This is a genomic window from Rhizobium sp. PEPV16, assembly GCF_008919455.1.
GTDB classification, from domain to species: Bacteria; Pseudomonadota; Alphaproteobacteria; order Rhizobiales; family Rhizobiaceae; genus Rhizobium; species Rhizobium leguminosarum_Q.
Window position 1 is genome coordinate 64,006 of the sequence record NZ_VSZV01000352.1, and the last position, 17,303, is coordinate 81,308.

Sequence of the window (17,303 nt, forward strand, 5' to 3'; positions counted from 1 at the left end):
CTTTGGCGAACTGGTGCAGATCGATGGTTCGCATCACTGGTGGTTCGAGAACCGCGGCCCCAAATGCGCCCTGCTCGTCTATATCGATGACGCCACCGGCAAGCTGTTACATCTTCGCTTTGCCGGATCGGAGAACACGTTCGATTGCGCTTTGCGACTTCAGAGAACACCTTCGACTATCTGCACGCGACGAAGGCTTATTTGCAGCAATGGGGCAAGCCGATCGCGTTCTACAGCGACAAGCATGGCATCGTCCGCAGCACGCATGCCTTGATGACGGACCGGACGAGCGGTCTGACGCAATTCGGTCGGGCACTGTATGAGCTCAACATCGACATTACCTGCGCCAACACCGCGCCGGCCAAAGGCCGCGTAGAAAGGGCCAACCAAACGCTGCAGGATAGAACTGCGGCTTCGCGGTATCGATACGATCGAGGCGGCCAACGACGTGTCGAACGACGTCCAGCCGCTTGTTCTCGACCACCGTTACGGTCAGTACACCGATCCGAGGTGTGGCGGGCAAGAAGGTTGTCGTTTGCGATTATCCTGACCGACGACTTGAGATCACAGACGGGGAAGCCTCCCTGCCCTACAGGACGACGAAGGATCCTGCCGTCAGCGGCGCTTGCCGCCGTCGGGCGCTGCAATCATATACTTTAGCTTTCTTCGTCAGCAGCAGCGCAGCAAAAATGGCCCGCTTCGCCCTGACCAGCTCCACCCGGCCGGCGTCGTTTCTGATAACCGTTGCTCACGCTGCCATCGGGAATGCCGAACATGTGATCCGTCTGTCCGGTGCGTCGCCCAGCCTGCAGCTCAGCGACGATCGAAAGCATGTCGTCGTCACCCCGATAACAAGCCTGAGGCATATTGTCGAGCATCGCCTGTCCTCTCGACTGTCATATGGAAAGGCTTGCGCCTTGCCATCGCCCGGCTCGATCCACGATCAATTTGCGCGAAAGCGGTCGACTCGGGCTGGACAGCGAAATTAAAGCTGTGGCCCTCGATGGCAATCTACAGAGATCGAATCCCGAAAATACCCACCAGGGCATTGTTCCTGCTCCGTTCAGACTTACCGTACGATTTCGAACTGCTCTTGTTCCGACTCCAATCTTCAAGAGCTGTTGTGTCCCGGAATAGTCAGACTGGTGCGCGGCGATAGTCTTCTGATGCAACGTGGCTCGCTAACAGGTCAAAACGTGACGTTTAGCCCGATGGAGATCGACATCGACTGAAAGTTTGCCCCGGCCGCATCCTTTTGCCAAGCGAAGCGTGTGCCCTCCTCGGTTTCTCTTCATGCGTTTCCCCGCGGCTGTTAAACACCCGCTGGAACGAACCGGACAGATGGAGCGAAGCAGTTGGCGTCACCGCGTAGTCAAGGGCAACAGTTGCGCCGATTGTCGGCGCTGGGTCAATGTCATCATGAAACCGGAGAGCCCTCAACCAGTGGTTGTCGGTGTCTTTGATGCCGAAGCTCAAGCCGGTCTGAAGGTCGCCGCTGATGGTAAAATCGCCAACGTTCTATTTGCCGCTCAGGCTGAGGAAGCCAATCGGAATCTGTTGCTGATAGCTGATGCCTCTTTCCCAGTCTGGATCCTCCCAGGGGTCGTTTCGGAAGCCACCCTCGGACGAATAGATGCCGGACCCGCCATAGGCGGTCCACTTCACGTCGGTATAGTGGAAACCAGCGCCGAACGCGAACTGCTGGTCTCGTCTCCATAGATGATCCGGTCCAATTGGATCGCTCCGGTGACATAGTGATCGAGTTCGGTACTGGATCGAGCGCCGCCGCCGCTTCGGCGACCCATGAGCTTCGTGCGGACCGAGCCGGAGAAATAAGCGTCAGATGTCTGCCAGGAGCCATCAGCGGGATCGCGGAAGATGGCGTCACCGAGTTCGTCGATCACAACGTTGGGGTCGCGACGCAGCAACTCGGCAATATGCTCGGGATCGACGCGGCCGCGTTCGTTGAGGACGACAGCCAGCGCATCACCAGCACTGGTGATGACGGGTGGTGCCGGAGGAGAGATGACCCGCTCGGTGAAGATCGGACCGGGCTTTGCCTTATCCGTTTCGAGGTCGTTAGTCCTCGATCGAGGCCACCAGCCAGCAATCCGGGTCGCCCAAGAAGGGCTTGAGATTGGACCGGCGATTGGTTTCGCGGATCTCACCGCTTTCCTCATCCTCAGAGATCGAAACCGTCGTGTGGTTAATCGGCCCGAAGTCGTTGCGGCGATGGTCCCGGCAAAGTCCACGGGGTTTTGGTATTCGAGCGATGAGTGCCGCCGGAGACGGTTGTAATCGTCCGTCCAATCAGCAATGGCGCGCTTCGGGCATGATCGAGGCCGAAAACAGGTTTTCGTTGAGCAACTCGTCGTTGTTGCGATCCCAGGGAATTCGGTTCAACCCAAAAGCCAGAGCGTTTTTCAGCAGCCTGCTAGACCGTCTTTCCGACACATGTCCTTCACCACCTCCCGCTTTCGAGCAGGCCTTAGAGCTTTCGCCGGATGACCTCCTGCAACATCCCGCGGACCAGCGCCAGATCTGCGAATGTTCGTTTCAACAGGGCGTTTTCGTCTTCGAACTGCCTCAGCCTCTTGATCTCCGAACTGGCATCACTCACGTCCGGAGGCGTGCCCGCTTCTGGCGAAGACGCCTCGACTTCGACGATTTCGCGGATCGCCGACGTCTCGCTTAGGACCATCCGTTTCAAGCGGGTGTTATCGTCTTCGAGGTGCTCCAGCTTCATTTCCGGAGCGGCATCACCCGCGTCCCGAGGCGTGCCCGCTTCTGGTGAAGAGTTCCCGAGATCTTCGCGGATCCCTGCGATGGTGAGTCGTCCGTCTGCTCTGCGCGATGCGATTCGCTTTAACTGCGTAATGTGGTCAGCGTCGTACCGCCGGTGGCCCTTTTTGGAGCGATCCGGTACAACGAGACCCTCCTTCTCCCAAAGCCGGAGCGTCGATGTAGTAGATCCCGCAATACGTGCAGCTTCCGCAATGGTATAGATTTTTTTCTGGTTCATCTCGGCACTTTTGTTGCGCCATTTTGCCGGTTAGAGACACGTTCGATCCAAGGAAGCGTCGTGAACGCTGCAATGTTTGCAAATCGCGTACGCAAAGGGAAGATACGGGTGCATTTCGAGAAAAATACCCCGTGGCGGGTCAAATCAGTGCCGGATTTCATAACCATGTGTTCGATCACTCGCAACAGCGACGCTAGCGAATTTATCAGTCAGCCGGCAAGATCCTGATGTTTCCGGGCGTCAACGAGATCATGAAACGCGGCGCCGAGCGTGGCGGCAACCCGCCGTTCATCGTTTTCCATGGCGCCTCGCCTCGAGAGCATAGCGGACCCCTTGGCTGTCTTGGACGACGTGCCGGCGGCCACTATTTTTTGTTTATGGACTCCGAGGTTGGTCGGCGTGGCCGAACCCCGCCAGGAGGATGGCAACATCCGCTGGCTCGCCCTAAAAAAAGGGAGAGCCCGCCCGCCCGCTCCTATTGGACCTCAAGGAATGCTCGAATTCGCTCTCCCGCCTGAGCAATGCTCAATAAGCCATCCATGTGCCCTCGCGTACCTTCCAGTTCGACGAATTCGACCGGCGTACCATCGGTTTTGATAATCGTTCCTGTCTCTCGCACTGCGTTTCCAGGGAAAATCAAGTCTTCATCGGTATAGATCAGCATCACGGGTACATTGACATCTAGGAGCCCTTTGTACAGGCTGTCTTTGGGCTGTCCAGCGACGAACAACTGATTGGCGCGCGCCAGATAAAGGAAATGGTTCGCATCTGACTGGGCAACGCGTGCTGCGCCCGCCTCGTTCAGCTTTGTGACGACCTTATAGTCATTCGCCCAACTCTGCCCGGGATCTGCACCTTCTATGGCCCAGCCCCGCCCAAATGTACCGTCGGTCCATTCTGCCGAATTTGCCTGCAGTGTTAAAGTCTTCAGGGCTTGAGCCAGCCCTGCTTTTGGTGCCTGGCCTGTGTAATAATCTCCACCATTCCAGTTTGGATCCAGTTTGATAGGCGACGCCCAGACGTCCAGCCACGCGATCAGATTCGCATCTGCCCAACCAGAGGAAATGACTGGAATCACTCGCTCCAGTTTGTTGGGATAGCGTGCTGCCCATTCATAGCTTTGCAGCCCTCCCATGGAGGCGCCCATGACAGCATGCCATTTCTCAATCCCCAGTCGCTCCATCAGCCCTTTCTGCGTATCAACGAAATCGCCGATCGTCATGATTGGAAAATCCATACCCCAAGGCTTTCCTGTTTTGGGATTGATCGTCGCCGGTCCGGTGGTGATGACGTTCGGATCGTTGGCACCGAGATTGACCGGTGTGTCGACCGACACGACAAAGTATTTGTCCGTATCGATGGGCTTGCCGGACCCGATGATCGCATCCCAATAGCCGGCGCTTACATCCGCCTCCTTATATTTTCCCGCTGCGTGACTGCTTCCACTGAAATAATGCGGAATCAGGATGGCATTATCTTTGGCGTCGTTCAGCGTGCCATAAGTCTCGTACCCCAGCCGCATTTCGGGAACCGTCCTGCCTCCACGTGTCACGAAGTTTTTTAGGGTAAATTCCCGCTTCTCAACCAAAGGCTCATACGCCAATGCCGGGCCGGCCATCATGGCGACAGTGATAAGTATTTTCAGGCGCATTTACTTCTCCTTGGTCGGGATTACCAACGAAACAAAGCGGTGGCCCCAGCCTTTCAAAGCCGTATCCTGGTCACCGGATTTCACATTGATCCAGGTCAAAACTTCTAAGCTTCTAAGGGGCTTATTCGCCCCTGTAGGATCATGTCGCGGCCAGACCGCAGCGACTTCTCAAGAGTAATACTCTGGTGCCTTCTTGAAGGTCGACCACGCATCCGGGTCGTGACCGGTGACGACGTTTGCCCCCGTTCTTTCCGCGATTGTGCGCAGCTTCTGTACAGAGCGAACAGTATCCACCGTCGATGCGAGGAAGCCCGGCAGCGCCTTTTCATCCCAATGGTCGAGTGTGTAGGCGGCATCGATCGTCAGAAGCAGCGGCTCACTATTGGGAAGGCGGACGAGAAAGGATTGATGGCCCATCGCATGGCCAGGACTGAAGATCGTCGTCAGCGTTCCGTCGCCATAAACATCATAAAAATCGTCTTGAGTACCGTTCAAAAACTGCCATTTCAGACCAGGGCGATCGAAATCCTTGCGGATATAGCCGCCATCGGAAAACCAGTCAGGCGTGAAGGCATATTCATATTCGGCCCTCTGCACGATATGCGTGGCATTCGGAAAGCGGCCGATCGCGCCGGTATGGTCGAGATGCAGGTGGGACTGCACGACGTATTTAACATCCGCCGGATCGAAGCCGAGAGCTTTGACCTGATCGACGCATCCTTTGTCCTTGTCAAGCAGCGGCCAGTACACATCGCAAATACCGCCCCAGTGGCCGCGCGGGTCCGTCGCGACTTCAATGGCGTTTCCACCGTCGATGATGGTGTGACCGTCGGGATGGGTGATCAGGAAAAAAGGAACCGGGATTTCGTAATCCGCACCATTTCCCTGATTCATTTTGATGTTGTGCACTTTGCATTTCAGGGTGCCGGACTGGAGCATGTAAAGTCGGATATCCGTCACGTTGGATCCTCCCGTAGTGATATGAACGGTGAATTTCTGCGGAATATTTAGAAGGCTTCCCGATACAGCGCCAGCGCATCCTCTTCCCGAACCTCGACCGGATTGTTGACGAGCAGGCGCCCCTGGTTTTTTATCGCATCCGTAGCCAGCATGGCGAGGCTGTTGTCGGTTACACCGACATCGCGGAGCCGGCGCGGCGCGCCGCTTTTATCCATCAGCACCTGCATATGGGTAACGAAGTCCTCGGAACGGGCCGCAGTGTCGCCGCTTCCCTTGACTCCAAGCACATCGGCGAGCTCGGCGTAAAGCGGGGCAGCCGCCTGTGCATTGTAACGAAGGACTGGGCCGAGCATCAGAGCGTTCGAAAGACCATGCGTAATGTGATAATGTCCACCCAGCGGATAGGCCAACGCGTGGACCGCAGCCACCGGGGAATTGGAGAAAGCCTGGCCCGCAAGCATTGCACCGAGAAGCATGCCTTCGCGAGCATCCCGGTTTGTCGGCTCCTTACAGCCAATGATTAGATTGCTGCCGAGAAGCCGCAACGCCTCACGCGCAAGCGCGTCCGAAAGCGGGTTTTTTTTATGCTTACTTGTATAGGCTTCGATGGCATGCACCATCGCATCGATGCCGCTTGCTGCGGTGTGAACCTGCGGCAAACCAACGGTCAATTCCGCATCCAGGAGCACGAAATCCGCATAGAGTTGCGCCGACACGACTCCCATCTTGGTCGTCTCGCCGGTGGTGATGATGGAAATGTTGGTGACTTCGGAACCGGTGCCCGCAGTTGTCGGAACGAGAACCAGTGGAACACGCCCCCCCTGAACTTTGCCGATGCCATACATTTCGGCGAGCGGTTGTGCCGACGAGAGCAGCACCGCCGCGAGCTTTGCTATGTCCAACGACGAGCCACCACCGAGACCAATGACAATATCGGCTGCGACTTGCCGCGCCTCCTCGACACAACCATACAAAACACTTTCCGGTGGATCTGGCACAACCCTATCGAAAATCGCCACGCTGAAGCCAGCCGCCTCCAGACTGGCGGCAATGGGCGCAATCAACCCAGCCTTCACAAGGCCCGCATCGGTGACCAAAAGCACCTTGCGCGCGGCAAAACGTGCAGCGATGATTTCACCTAATCGCTTAGCTCCGCCCCAGGCCATTTCAATGGATGGGACAGTTCGAAACTCGAACGGATTGATCGTCATTCAGTCCTCCCTTGTCGTCAGCTGCTTAAGCGATCGCCGAGCACAGATATTTGATTTCCAGGTAGTCATCGATCCCGTAACGGGAGCCTTCCCGTCCGAGGCCGGACTGCTTGACGCCGCCAAATGGCGCTACCTCGTTCGAGATCTGACCGGTGTTGTGACCCACCATGCCGTACTCCAGCGCTTCGGCCACTCGCCATGTCCGACGGACGTTTTCAGTATAGAAATAGGCAGCCAATCCGAATTCCGTATCGTTTGCCATAGCGACCGCCTCTTCCTCTGTCTCAAAGCTGAAGAGAGGCGCGACTGGCCCGAAGGTTTCCTCGCGTGCGACCTTCATCGCCTGTGTCGCTCCCGTCAGGACGGTTGGTTCGAAGAATGTCCCGCCAAGGCTGTGTCGCTTGCCACCTGCGACCACTTTCGCTCCCTGCGCGACCGCATCACTAATATGGTCCTCGACCTTGGTAATGGCGTCAGCATCAATCAGCGGCCCGATCGTTACGCCCATCTGCGTACCTTCACCGACTTTCAGTGCAGAAACCTTCGCGGCAAGCTTTTCAGCGAAGGCAGCGTAAACACCGGACTGCACGTAGATACGGTTTGTGCAGACGCAGGTCTGACCAGCATTGCGGAATTTCGAAGCGACGGCACCATCGACGGCGGCATCGAGGTCCGCATCGTCAAAAACAATAAAAGGTGCGTTGCCGCCGAGCTCCATTGATAGTTTTTTTATCGTCGGCGCCGACTGCGCCATCAGAATTCGCCCCACCTCGGTCGATCCGGTGAAAGAGAGTTTTTTGACAATGTCGCTTTCCGTCAGCACCTTGCCGATCTCGCGTGCTTTTCCTGTCACAATCTGGAAAACGCCGGCGGGAATACCTGCCTGATCGGCCAGAACGCCGAGAGCAAGCGCCGTGAGGGGTGTCTGCTCAGCCGGCTTAACCACCATTGTGCAACCGGCAGCCAGCGCAGGCGCCGCCTTGCGTGTAATCATTGCTGCCGGGAAGTTCCAGGGCGTGATCGCAGCGCAGACACCGATAGGCTGCTTGAAAACCAGGATGCGCTTGTCGGTGGTGGGTGCGGGTATGATGTCCCCATACACTCTCTTTGCCTCCTCGGCAAACCATTGAATGAAGGAGGCAGCATAGAGTATTTCCCCCCTGGCTTCGGAGAGGGGCTTACCCTGTTCAGCCGTCAACAGCGCGGCGAGATCGTCTGCATTTTCTACTATCAGATCGAACCAGCGAAGCAGGACGGCCGCTCTTTCCTTGGCTGCAAGCGCGCGCCACGATCGGAACGCCATCTCGGCCGCTGCGACCGCCTGCTCAATATCTGCCCTCTCCAGCGCAGGGACGGTGCCGACAATCTCCCCCGTCGCGGGGTTCTTGACGGCTACGTTGTTCTGAGAGCTCGCAACCCACTTGCCATTTATCAGGCATCGATCGCGCAGCAGTTCCGTTTTTTTTAGATTGACCATGACCTCCCCCAAGCCTAGAGTTCAATTCGTTGAACCAATATCGTTATATTGAATTAGCCTGACAGGAGGTATCGAAAGTGTCAAGTGCAAGACTCGCCGCAGTGGAAGACACTGCGATCGGCAGATCCGTCGACTCTGTTCCGGCGCTCAGGCGCGCGGTCTCGATCCTCGATCTTGTCACCAATTCCAGCGACGCAATGTCGGCCGCCGACATCACACGGGCGATGTCGTTGCCAAAAAGTACGGCTCACGGCCTACTTGGCGTGATGGTAGAGCTTGGCCTTCTTGTTCGCAAACAGGACGGCACGTTCCGGCTCGGCCCGCATCCTATGCGTTGGGCGCACGGTTTTTTATCCGAGATGGACATGGTGTCAGTTTTCCGGAATTATTTCGCTTCCGACACCACATTGTCTCCCTACACGGTCACACTGACGACTCTTGACCGTCACGAGGTCGTCTATATTGATTGCCGTAATTCCGACCAGCCCCTGGGGCATACTTTCCGGATAGGAATGCGCCTTCCTGCCACCTTTACCGCGACAGGCAAAATGCTGCTTTCCGAAATGCCGGAGGATAAGCTCGATGCTCTCTTCAGAGCGAACTTTCCTTTGCCCCTCACCTCTAGAAGCGTCAAAAATCTTGCCGCACTAAGGCAGGAGCTGGCTGACATACGTATGCGTGGTTTTTCGATCGATAACGGTCAGGTTCGCGAAGGGATGATCTGCATCGGCACCGCTCTGCGAGATCATACGAGATGCGCGGTTGCCGGCATTGCCATCAGCCTTCTGGAAAGCGAAACGACTCCGGCGCTTATCGAGTCACTCGGCGAGACGATGCGCAAATCAGCCGCCATTCTTTCCGAGCAATTGGGGCATAACAGCTCATCACGCATCAGTGTCGAAGGATAGCGTAGCGTTTTGAGAGAGCGGAAATTTACTGCCGACCAAAGGAGACCAGGTGGGGTTGGCTCAGCTTGAGCAACGTGGCTGCTCTTTGACCCTAAGGCAGGCCGTCGCAGCGTCGAACCGAATGGCTGCGAAAATCGTGCATTTGGGCTCACCGTCAATCCGATGCAAGTGTCAATGTCGCGGTTCGCTCTCCAGGCGAATGGCTACATAAGCAGCTGACGAAAATCCTCTCCACGTCGACTTGTTGATGGAGGTTTTGCCAAAAGCGAGCTTCTGGCGGAGTTCAGGAGAAGTCGTCCTCAGTGATTCTTCGTGAGGCTGACGGCGCCCGTTTCCCCTTAGGAACAGTTCGCGCCGCTGATTGTACTCGCCTTCTGGCTGAACAGCCGCTCCTCCATCTTGACGTTGGTTGCAATACTCACTATACACAGTAATGAACTGAGTTCAACATAATGAACTCGGTTGCATGGCCGCAGCGTGAGAGGACGCTTTCGGCCTACCACGCAAGCGTGTCATTGCACCGGAACAGGCAATTTGCCGTAGAGGAGGAATCTATGAAAAAGTCGTGGTCTCTGACCATTGCAGCCATCTTTCTGTCTGCCACCGCCCCCGATGGCCTCTCGGCTCAGGAGCCAAAGCCCTTCACTATTGGTGTTGTGACGTTCCTGTCCGGTGCACCGGCTGGTCCCTTCGGCATCCCCGCAAAGATTGCCGCCGAAGTCTTCGCCGAGCAGGTCAATGCCGGTGGCAAGCTCCCGGCGCCGTATGACAAGGTCGGCTTCGGCGGCCGTCCGATCGAACTCGTCGTCATCGACGAGGCCGGTGGCACCACCAAGCAGGTTTCCGAACTACGCAACCTCGTCGAACAGCAGGGCGTAGACATGATCGTAGGCTACACGTCCTCGGGCGATTGTCTTGCGGTCGCGCCTGTTGCCGAAGAACTGAAGACCATGACACTTCTCTTCGATTGCGGCACGCCGCGCATCTTCGAGGAAGCTGACTACGAATATGTATTCCGCCCCGTTGCAACCGCGACGATGGACAACGCCGGTGCCGCACTCTACGTCAACGAGACAGTCAAGAAATTCAACACCTACGCCGGCATCAACCAGAACTACGCCTGGGGTCAGGACGCCTGGAACGACTTCGAGGGCACACTGAAGAGCCTTCGCCCCGAAGTGACGCTGACGACCTCGCAGATGCCGAAGCTCGGTGCCGGTCAGTACAATACTGAAATCTCCGCAATTCTCGGCAGCAAACCCGATATCATTCATTCGAGCTTCTGGGGTGGCGACCTTGAGGGTCTCGTGCTTCAGGGAGCGCCGCGCGATCTATTCAAGAACGCCACTGTCGTTCTGACGGCAGGCGAAACGGCGATTCATCGCCAGGCCAAACAAATCCCGGATGGCACCATCATCGGCGCCCGCGGTCCAAACGGCATCTTTGCACCGGACAACGCCTATAACGACTGGTTCAAGACCGCTTACAACGCCAAGTCCGCCACGCCCCCCAGCTATCCGTCCTACCACATGGTGCAGACGCTTTTTGCGGCGAAGTTCGCTTATGAGAAGGCACAGGGCGGCGACACCGCCAAGACGCCGACTACGGAGGAGATCGCCGCTGCTCTCAAGGGTTCCACCTTCCAGGGTCCCTCGGGCGAAGTGAAGATGTCGCTGGGCAAGGGCAACCAGGCTGTGCAGGAAATGGTCTATGGCCGCACCAAAACCGTCGATGGCAAGCTGACCTTCGTCGATGTGATCCGTTACGCTCCAGAAAGGGTGAACCCACCGGAAGGCATGACCAGCCATGAGTGGATCAAGAATAAGCTGAAGTGACTTGTCCACCGCGGCATCGCTTGCGCGGGGTTTCCCCGCGCGTTTGGCGCCGCAATCCCTTTGAAGCGGTTTTCACTCTTCGCGCGCCAACTGGCACCGAAAGATGGATCCGCCCCTCCTTTCGAAACGGTGTGTGGCATGAACGCGTTTGTAGGCGCCGTTATTGACGGCATTTTGTATTCCGCATGGCTCTTTATCATCGCGGTCGGCCTGACGCTTATCTACGGTGTGATGAAGATCCTCAACATGGCCCATGGCACGTTCTATGCCATCGGCGCCTACATGTCGGTTACTCTGCTGGGTTACTGGTTCGCCCAGGGGCTGCCGCCCGCGGGCAGCATTCCGGTCATGATTGTCGCGGCGCTGATCGCCGGTACGATTGTCGGCCTCGTCGTCGAACGGGGCGTCCTGCGCTACTTCGCGGGGCGCGATCCCGTCGTGCTGCTGCTGGTAACCTACGCGCTCTTCCTCATTCTGGAAGACGTGGTGAAGCTCATCTGGGGTGTCGATCCATGGATAGCCTCCGACCCGGTGTGGGCATTCGGCAACGTCTATCTCGGCCCCCTTGTCTATCCGACTTACAACCTCATTATCGTCATCGTGGCGATCGTCAGTGGTGGTTTCCTCACGTGGTTTCTGCAATTCACTGCCAAGGGGAAGATGCTGCGCGCCGTCATTCATGATCCGGAAGTATCGCAGGCGATGGGCATCAATGTCAGCCGCTGGAAAGTGTCGGCCTTTGTGGTCGGCTCGATCCTCGCCGCACTCGGCGGCGCCTTCACAGCGCCGACCATCTCGGTGGCGCCGGGCATGGGCGTCGAAGTGGTCGTCATGATGTTCGCAGCGGTGGTGATCGGGGGGCTTGGATCGATTCCTGGCACCATTGTCGGCGCCCTGATCGTCGGCTTCGTCCGCTCACTTTCGGTCCACTACTGGCCCGAAGTCGAAGTGTTCAGCATCTATGCAGTGATGGCGATCGTTCTCGCCATACGTCCGCAGGGGCTGTTTTCCGGTGTGGAGTTGCGCAAGATATGATGAACAAAACCAAAACCTTTGTGCCGGTCGCCGTCGGCGCGGCACTTTTCCTAATCGTCGCGGCCTGGGCGCTACCCACCTGGAACTTCGTCATCTCGATCGGCCTTGCCAAGGGGCTCGCGGTTCTCGGCCTCGTGCTGATGATGCGCGCTGGGTTGGTCTCGTTCGGCCAGGGACTTTATTATGCTATCGGCGGCTATTCCGTCGGCTTGATGGTCAATCTCTGGAGAATCAACGAAGCGGTTCTCTTGCTCATCGCCCCGGTCGTCATCGCCGCGGCGACTGCAGCAGTCGCCGGTCTCCTTCTGTCGCGTTACCGCGACATCTTCTTCGCGATGCTGACGCTCGCCCTGTCGATGCTTCTCTACGGTCTTCTGGTGAAGTCGGTGGAACTTGGCGGCACGGACGGCTTCAACATCCGAGGCGTGACCTTGTTCGGCCTGCCGCTGAGCGGTACTGCGCGTTTCAACGGCCTCGTTATCCTCGTCCTGATCTGTTTCACAGCGGTGATAACCGTCTGGTACTTCGGCAAGACGGCGCTCGGTCGCCTGCTGCCTGGCATCAAGGATAACGAGATTCGCGTCGAGTATCTCGGCGCGTCTGCAAGCAAGACGATCTATCTCTCCTACATCCTTGCGGCAATTCTAGCCGCCGTAGGTGGCTCCATGAGCGGCATTCTCGTCGCGCATGTGGATCCGGAAATGGCCTTCTGGGCAACCTCGGGCGAATTCGTGGTGATCGCAGTCCTTGCCGGTACTGGCAACATCTTCACGCCCTTCATCGCCGCGCTTGCACTCGAATTTGTCAGGACGTTCGCCTATCAGCATGCCCCCAACACTTGGCAACTGGTACTTGGCGTCATCATCCTCTCGATGATCCTGTTCCTGCCGACAGGCCTGGGCGGCATCCGTTTCGGTAAGCGCAACACGACCACCGTCGAGGCAGGAGAAAAAGCATGAAGCCGATTATTGAAGCAAAGAGCCTCATTAAGCGGTTCGGCGCGGTAACTGCCGCAAACGACGTGAATGTCGACATCATGTCTGGAACGATTTCGGGGCTGATCGGCACAAACGGCGCCGGCAAGACGACGTTTATCAATATGATTACGGGCTACCTCGGCCCGGACTCCGGTTCGATCCTGCTCGACGGACAGGAAATCGTCGGGCTTTCACCTCGTCAGATCACTCGGCGCGGCGTTGCCCGGTCCTTTCAGATTCCGCAATTGTTCAACTCGCTGACAGCGATTGAGAACCTGATGTTTGCCTACAGCGCCACGGACAGCGTTGGCATCAAGGGCTTTTCGATTCTTTCCGACGACGAGCTCGCGACCCATGCTGACGAGAGGCTCGAGGTGTTCGGACTTGGAGCGTTCCGCAACTCGATTGCCGGCACGATGCCCGAAGGCATCCGCAAGCTTCTCGACATTGCAATTGCCATGGTTGGCAAGCCGAAGGTTCTTTTCCTGGACGAGCCGACGAGCGGCGTCGCCAGCGAAGAAAAATTCTCGGTCATGGACCGCATTATTGATGCGACCCGTGTCGCAGGCGTCAGCGTGCTCTTCGTCGAGCACGACATGGAGATCGTTGGCCGCTACTCCGACCGCGTGCTCGCTTTCTTCGAAGGCCGGGTGCTGATTGATGGACCTCCGGAAACCGTCCTCAGCGACCGACAAGTGCGCGAACTCATCATTGGTGAAGAACATTGCGTTCCCAGGGAGGACAACCATGCTTGAAGTGAAGTCAATCAACGTCTCCATCGGCGGGGTACCTATTCTGCGTGACGTTTCCATGAAGGTCGAAGCCCGCTCGATGGTCGGAATCGTCGGCCGCAATGGTGCCGGCAAGACCACGTTGATGCGTGCGATAATGGGGCTCTTGCCACTCCGGGCAGGTTCGATCCATTATGAGAAGAAGGACATTTCCCGTGAGGCGCCGCATCTGCGCGTGCACCACCAGATGGGCTTCGCGCCGGAAGACCGGCGCCTTATTCCCGAACTGACTGTTGAGGAAAACCTGCTTATTCCGGCATGGGCAGCTGGCGTCACAGATGCGCAGAAGCGGCTCGACGATGTCTATGCGCTCATTCCGGAGGCAGCGGACTTCCGCCATCGCCGCGCCCTGCAGCTTTCAGGCGGCCAGCAGAAACTCGTGGCCATCGGTCGCGCACGCATGACTGGCACCCAGCTGTTAATGCTAGACGAGCCATTCGAAGGCGTCGCCCCCGCGCTTTCCAAGCGCATTTCCGAGGTAGTCGCATCCCTGCGGCCGCTTGGTCTTTCCATCCTTCTTTCCGGCGCCGATCTTCGGCACGCCGGTAAGGGCCTCGATATGGTTTATCGCATGGACCGTGGCCAGATCACTTCTATTTGACCGTCATTGGCAGCGCCTGTGCATCTCTGCTGCGTCCCGACCGCCGCATACGAAATTGTGAACCACTTCGGTAACCTGTGGTTTCGACGGTTGCCCTTTCAAGGCTGCGTTGAGGCATTCGCGCGGGCTTAGGAGCGCGGGTCTAAATACTGGTCATTCTTTGTTCTTCATCATTGCCGCCTGAAGCTGTGGGCAAGTGGGATCCTATCCCAAGGAATGGTTTAGCGGGATAGCACTGGCCTACCAGTGTTTCGGGTGGGTCAGTTGTTGATAACAATCAACTTACGACATCGTCGTCACCTTTTTCGGCTTCGCGAGACCGAATTCTTCCTCCCCAATCGCGTATTTTTCGCCCTGAAGCCTATCGAACCGCCCCTGCGTTTGCGGTGGTGATCGGGACGGATTGCGACACGACATGTCGGCAACCCTACAAAACCCCTCCGCATGGCGACAACGAAACATCTGCAATCTCGAAGGCTTACCGGCGCAACCTGATTGGCACGAGTAGTGCTCAGAGTAAGCCGGGTCGCTAAAGCCCGATCGTGGTCCCGACCTGATTGGCACGAAGGGAGACTGACATGGCAGAAATGCAAAAAAAGATCACCTCCAGCCCTGAGGGCGAACAGCGCGAGGTCAAGGGGTCCGACCTCTTTGTCCGGGCGCTTGAAAACCAGGGGGTCACGTGCATCTTCTACATCCCCGGCGAGGAAACCATCGACCTCTTCCATTCGCTGAGCAACTCGACGATCAAGGTCGTGCCGGCCCACACCGAGTGGGCCGCGGCCCTTATGGCCGCCAACTGGGGTCGGCTCACCGGCCGCACTGGCGTCTGCATCACCACCTGCGGTCCGGGCGCGCTCAACGTCCCGAACGGCGCGGAATATGCCCGGCTCAACGGCATGCCGGTGCTGCTGATCGCCGGCCAGAAGGCGATCAAGAACCGCCGCCAGGCGGGTTTTCAGCGGTCCGCCACCGTCGAGGTGATGAAGCCTGTGACCAAGCACGCAATACAAATCACATCGGCGGAGATGATCCCGCCAACGGTCAGTGAAGCATTCCGCATCGCCCAGGAGGGAAAGAAGGGGCCGGTGTATATTGAACTTCCGGAAGATATCGCGGCCGAAAAATGCGAGAAGGAGGTAGCGCTGATTGCGCCGCACAAGCGCGAACTGCCGATAGCAAACGATGCGGCCCTCGATCGCGCCGCCGCCCTCATCACCGCAGCCAACGTCCGCTTCTCGTGTTCGGGGCCGCCGCCCCGCGTCGCGCCGCCTCGTGTCCCGGCTTGATAGCGGTTATGGAGCAATTTGTGAACCGCACGGGCATTCCGTTCTTTACCACTCAAATGGGCAAGGGTGCCGTGTCAGAAGACTCCCATCTCTATATGGGCACGGCGGCGCTTTCCGAAGGCGACTATGTGCATGACGCCGTCGACAAGGCCGACCTGATCATTACGATCGGCCATGACACGACGGAAAAACCGCCCTTCCTCATGGGGCCGAAGGGACGGGAGGTCATTCACATCGGAGATCAGTCGCCGCCAGTCGAGCAGGTCTACTTCCCGCAATCCGAGGTCATCGGCGACATCGGCCATTCGCTCAAGGCGCTGGCGGATCGCCTTGAGGGCAAGCTGCCCAATGCCGGCGCATTGCTGCCGCTGCGCGAGAAGATCCTCTCCCGGATGTCCAACGACGCCGATGAAGAACGTTGGCCGGTCACGTCGCAGCGACTGGTGCACGACGTGCGCGAGGTCATGACTGAAAACGGCATCGTTGCGCTCGACAACGGCTTGTACAAGCTCTCGTTCGCCCGCAACTACCCGACCTATCTCCCCAATACGCTGCTACTCGACAACGAGCTGGCGACCATGGGCGCGGGACTGCCGTCGGTGATTGTTGTCGCGATGCTCAATCCCGGGCGCCGCGTCATGGCGGTCTGCGGCGACAACGGCTTCCACATGACCAGCCAGGAACTGGAGACGGCCCGCCGCCTCAAGCTCAACCTGGTCGTGCTCATCGTGGAGGACGGCGGCTACGGCATGATCCGCCATAAGCAGGCCGCCCGCGGTTTCCCGGATTTCGGCAACACCGTCGACAATCCGGATTTCGTGAAATTGGCCGAAGCCTATGGGGTCAAGGGCACGCGCGTCGAAGCGCTGGACGATCTGGTGCCAGCGCTGGAAGCCGCTTTCGAAGGCGGCGGCGTCCATGTCGTCGTAGTGCCGATCGATTATGCGGAGAACAAGTGAGTGCTCACCGACGAGCTGCAACTCGCGAAAAGCGTAACCGGGATAAACCGCCCTCAGGAGCCCAGGAGGTCGACAGCAATGATCATCTTTTCAGAGCGGACGGCAGTCCCTGCTGTCCGAGAAAGCAACAGGAGGACCACAACATGAAACAGTTTATCTTCCAGACCCCGCCAAACATCCTCATCCAGGCAGGCGCATCCAGCAAGATCGCCGACGTCCTCAAGGGCCACAAGGCCGCCCGGCGCCGAGATCTGGATCGATGGCGGGCATAATCCCGGTGCCGGCGAAGTGATCGCCGAAGCCATGGCCACTTTCGAGGAGCGCCAGTCTCGGCCGCTTTTTCTGATTATCGGCATGATCAACACCAAGGATCCGGTCGGTTATTTCAAGGCCTTTGCCGGCTTGGTCGAGAAGGTTTTCTGCGTGCCGATCCGCGGCAGCGAAGCGATGGTCGACCCGGTGATATTGTCGAATGCCGCTTATGATGCCGGCTTGGTTGCCGAACCGATGTCGACGGTCGGCGATGCGCTGGAAGCGATAAAAGCCGTCGCCGATCCGGAGGCATTGCCGCCGCGCATCCTGGTCGG

12 protein-coding genes and 8 pseudogenes are annotated in these 17,303 nt (G+C 57.8%); 10 read left to right on the forward strand and 10 right to left on the reverse strand.

Going from position 1 to position 17,303, the window contains the following annotated elements; all coding sequences use genetic code 11:
- Window positions 1-442: pseudogene (locus tag FY112_RS31780) on the forward strand (ISNCY family transposase); the annotation flags it as partial.
- 214 nt (window positions 443-656) lie between these two features.
- Here FY112_RS31780 and FY112_RS31785 read toward each other — a convergent pair.
- From FY112_RS31785 to FY112_RS31825, 10 genes and pseudogenes are all read right to left on the reverse strand, one after another.
- A complete protein-coding gene (locus tag FY112_RS31785) occupies window positions 657-878 on the reverse strand; it encodes a hypothetical protein (protein WP_246700810.1) in 222 nt (73 codons plus the stop codon).
- Window positions 879-1,203: 325 nt separating this feature from the next.
- A pseudogene (locus FY112_RS31790) lies at window positions 1,204-1,665 on the reverse strand (omptin family outer membrane protease).
- Between the two features lie 106 nt (window positions 1,666-1,771).
- Window positions 1,772-2,223: pseudogene (locus FY112_RS31795) on the reverse strand (DNA methylase); the annotation flags it as partial.
- Window positions 2,223-2,373, reverse strand: a pseudogene (locus FY112_RS31800) (integrase core domain-containing protein); the annotation flags it as partial. The pseudogenes FY112_RS31795 and FY112_RS31800, both read right to left, overlap by 1 nt.
- A 77-nt stretch (window positions 2,374-2,450) precedes the next feature.
- A pseudogene (locus tag FY112_RS38290) lies at window positions 2,451-2,602 on the reverse strand (IS3 family transposase); the annotation flags it as partial.
- A 267-nt stretch (window positions 2,603-2,869) separates the two neighbouring features.
- Window positions 2,870-3,022 (reverse strand): annotated as a pseudogene (locus tag FY112_RS38295) (MerR family transcriptional regulator); the annotation flags it as partial.
- A gap of 475 nt (window positions 3,023-3,497) precedes the next feature.
- Entirely contained in the window at window positions 3,498-4,673 is a 1,176-nt protein-coding gene (locus FY112_RS31810) for a homoserine O-acetyltransferase (RefSeq protein ID WP_151520183.1), read from the reverse strand.
- A gap of 168 nt (window positions 4,674-4,841) precedes the next feature.
- Window positions 4,842-5,633, reverse strand: coding sequence for an N-acyl homoserine lactonase AttM (gene attM / locus FY112_RS31815; protein ID WP_181018315.1), 792 nt, complete (start codon window positions 5,631-5,633; stop codon window positions 4,842-4,844).
- 47 nt (window positions 5,634-5,680) lie between these two features.
- Window positions 5,681-6,844: an iron-containing alcohol dehydrogenase gene (locus tag FY112_RS31820; protein WP_151520184.1), complete on the reverse strand. Its 1,164-nt coding sequence runs from the start codon at window positions 6,842-6,844 to the stop codon at window positions 5,681-5,683.
- Window positions 6,845-6,869: 25 nt separating this feature from the next.
- On the reverse strand, window positions 6,870-8,321 hold the full coding sequence (locus tag FY112_RS31825; protein ID WP_151520185.1) for an NAD-dependent succinate-semialdehyde dehydrogenase: 1,452 nt from the start codon (window positions 8,319-8,321) through the stop codon (window positions 6,870-6,872).
- 77 nt (window positions 8,322-8,398) lie between these two features.
- Between FY112_RS31825 and FY112_RS31830 the strand changes: the two genes are divergently transcribed.
- The 9 genes and pseudogenes from FY112_RS31830 to FY112_RS31865 form a co-directional block, all read left to right on the forward strand.
- The gene (locus FY112_RS31830; protein WP_151520186.1) at window positions 8,399-9,229 is read left to right on the forward strand and encodes an IclR family transcriptional regulator; all 831 of its coding nucleotides are present in this window, start codon (window positions 8,399-8,401) and stop codon (window positions 9,227-9,229) included.
- A 554-nt stretch (window positions 9,230-9,783) separates the two neighbouring features.
- Window positions 9,784-11,064, forward strand: coding sequence for an ABC transporter substrate-binding protein (locus tag FY112_RS31835; RefSeq protein WP_151520187.1), 1,281 nt, complete (start codon window positions 9,784-9,786; stop codon window positions 11,062-11,064).
- 138 nt (window positions 11,065-11,202) lie between these two features.
- A complete protein-coding gene (locus tag FY112_RS31840) occupies window positions 11,203-12,099 on the forward strand; it encodes a branched-chain amino acid ABC transporter permease (RefSeq protein WP_151520188.1) in 897 nt (298 codons plus the stop codon).
- Window positions 12,099-13,058 (forward strand): branched-chain amino acid ABC transporter permease, encoded by a 960-nt coding sequence (locus FY112_RS31845; RefSeq protein ID WP_245315054.1) that lies wholly within the window; start codon window positions 12,099-12,101, stop codon window positions 13,056-13,058. The genes FY112_RS31840 and FY112_RS31845 overlap by 1 nt, the downstream gene beginning before the upstream one ends.
- On the forward strand, window positions 13,055-13,831 hold the full coding sequence (locus FY112_RS31850; protein WP_151520189.1) for an ABC transporter ATP-binding protein: 777 nt from the start codon (window positions 13,055-13,057) through the stop codon (window positions 13,829-13,831). Before FY112_RS31845 ends, FY112_RS31850 begins: the two co-directional genes overlap by 4 nt.
- Window positions 13,791-14,468, forward strand: a complete 678-nt coding sequence (locus FY112_RS31855) for an ATP-binding cassette domain-containing protein (RefSeq protein WP_313903446.1) — start codon at window positions 13,791-13,793, stop codon at window positions 14,466-14,468. The genes FY112_RS31850 and FY112_RS31855 overlap by 41 nt, the downstream gene beginning before the upstream one ends.
- 587 nt (window positions 14,469-15,055) lie before the next feature.
- A pseudogene (locus tag FY112_RS31860) lies at window positions 15,056-16,716 on the forward strand (acetolactate synthase large subunit).
- A gap of 143 nt (window positions 16,717-16,859) precedes the next feature.
- Window positions 16,860-16,988 carry a hypothetical protein gene (locus FY112_RS38525; protein WP_281408499.1) on the forward strand — a complete coding sequence of 43 codons (129 nt, stop codon included), beginning with the start codon at window positions 16,860-16,862 and terminating at the stop codon, window positions 16,986-16,988.
- A gap of 16 nt (window positions 16,989-17,004) precedes the next feature.
- A pseudogene (locus FY112_RS31865) lies at window positions 17,005-17,303 on the forward strand (bifunctional folylpolyglutamate synthase/dihydrofolate synthase); the annotation flags it as partial.

What these genes read in the sequence shown, in the direction of transcription:
- FY112_RS31820 (WP_151520184.1), bottom strand. Translation starts at nt 6,844, where the DNA reads ATGACGATCAATCCGTTCGAGTTTCGAACTGTCCCATCCATTGAAATG.
- FY112_RS31840 (WP_151520188.1), top strand. Translation starts at nt 11,203, where the DNA reads ATGAACGCGTTTGTAGGCGCCGTTATTGACGGCATTTTGTATTCCGCA.
- FY112_RS31810 (WP_151520183.1), bottom strand. Translation starts at nt 4,673, where the DNA reads ATGCGCCTGAAAATACTTATCACTGTCGCCATGATGGCCGGCCCGGCA.
- FY112_RS38525 (WP_281408499.1), top strand. Translation starts at nt 16,860, where the DNA reads ATGAAACAGTTTATCTTCCAGACCCCGCCAAACATCCTCATCCAGGCA.
- FY112_RS31845 (WP_245315054.1), top strand. Translation starts at nt 12,099, where the DNA reads ATGAACAAAACCAAAACCTTTGTGCCGGTCGCCGTCGGCGCGGCACTT.
- FY112_RS31850 (WP_151520189.1), top strand. Translation starts at nt 13,055, where the DNA reads ATGAAGCCGATTATTGAAGCAAAGAGCCTCATTAAGCGGTTCGGCGCG.
- FY112_RS31835 (WP_151520187.1), top strand. Translation starts at nt 9,784, where the DNA reads ATGAAAAAGTCGTGGTCTCTGACCATTGCAGCCATCTTTCTGTCTGCC.
- FY112_RS31785 (WP_246700810.1), bottom strand. Translation starts at nt 878, where the DNA reads ATGCTCGACAATATGCCTCAGGCTTGTTATCGGGGTGACGACGACATG.
- FY112_RS31825 (WP_151520185.1), bottom strand. Translation starts at nt 8,321, where the DNA reads ATGGTCAATCTAAAAAAAACGGAACTGCTGCGCGATCGATGCCTGATA.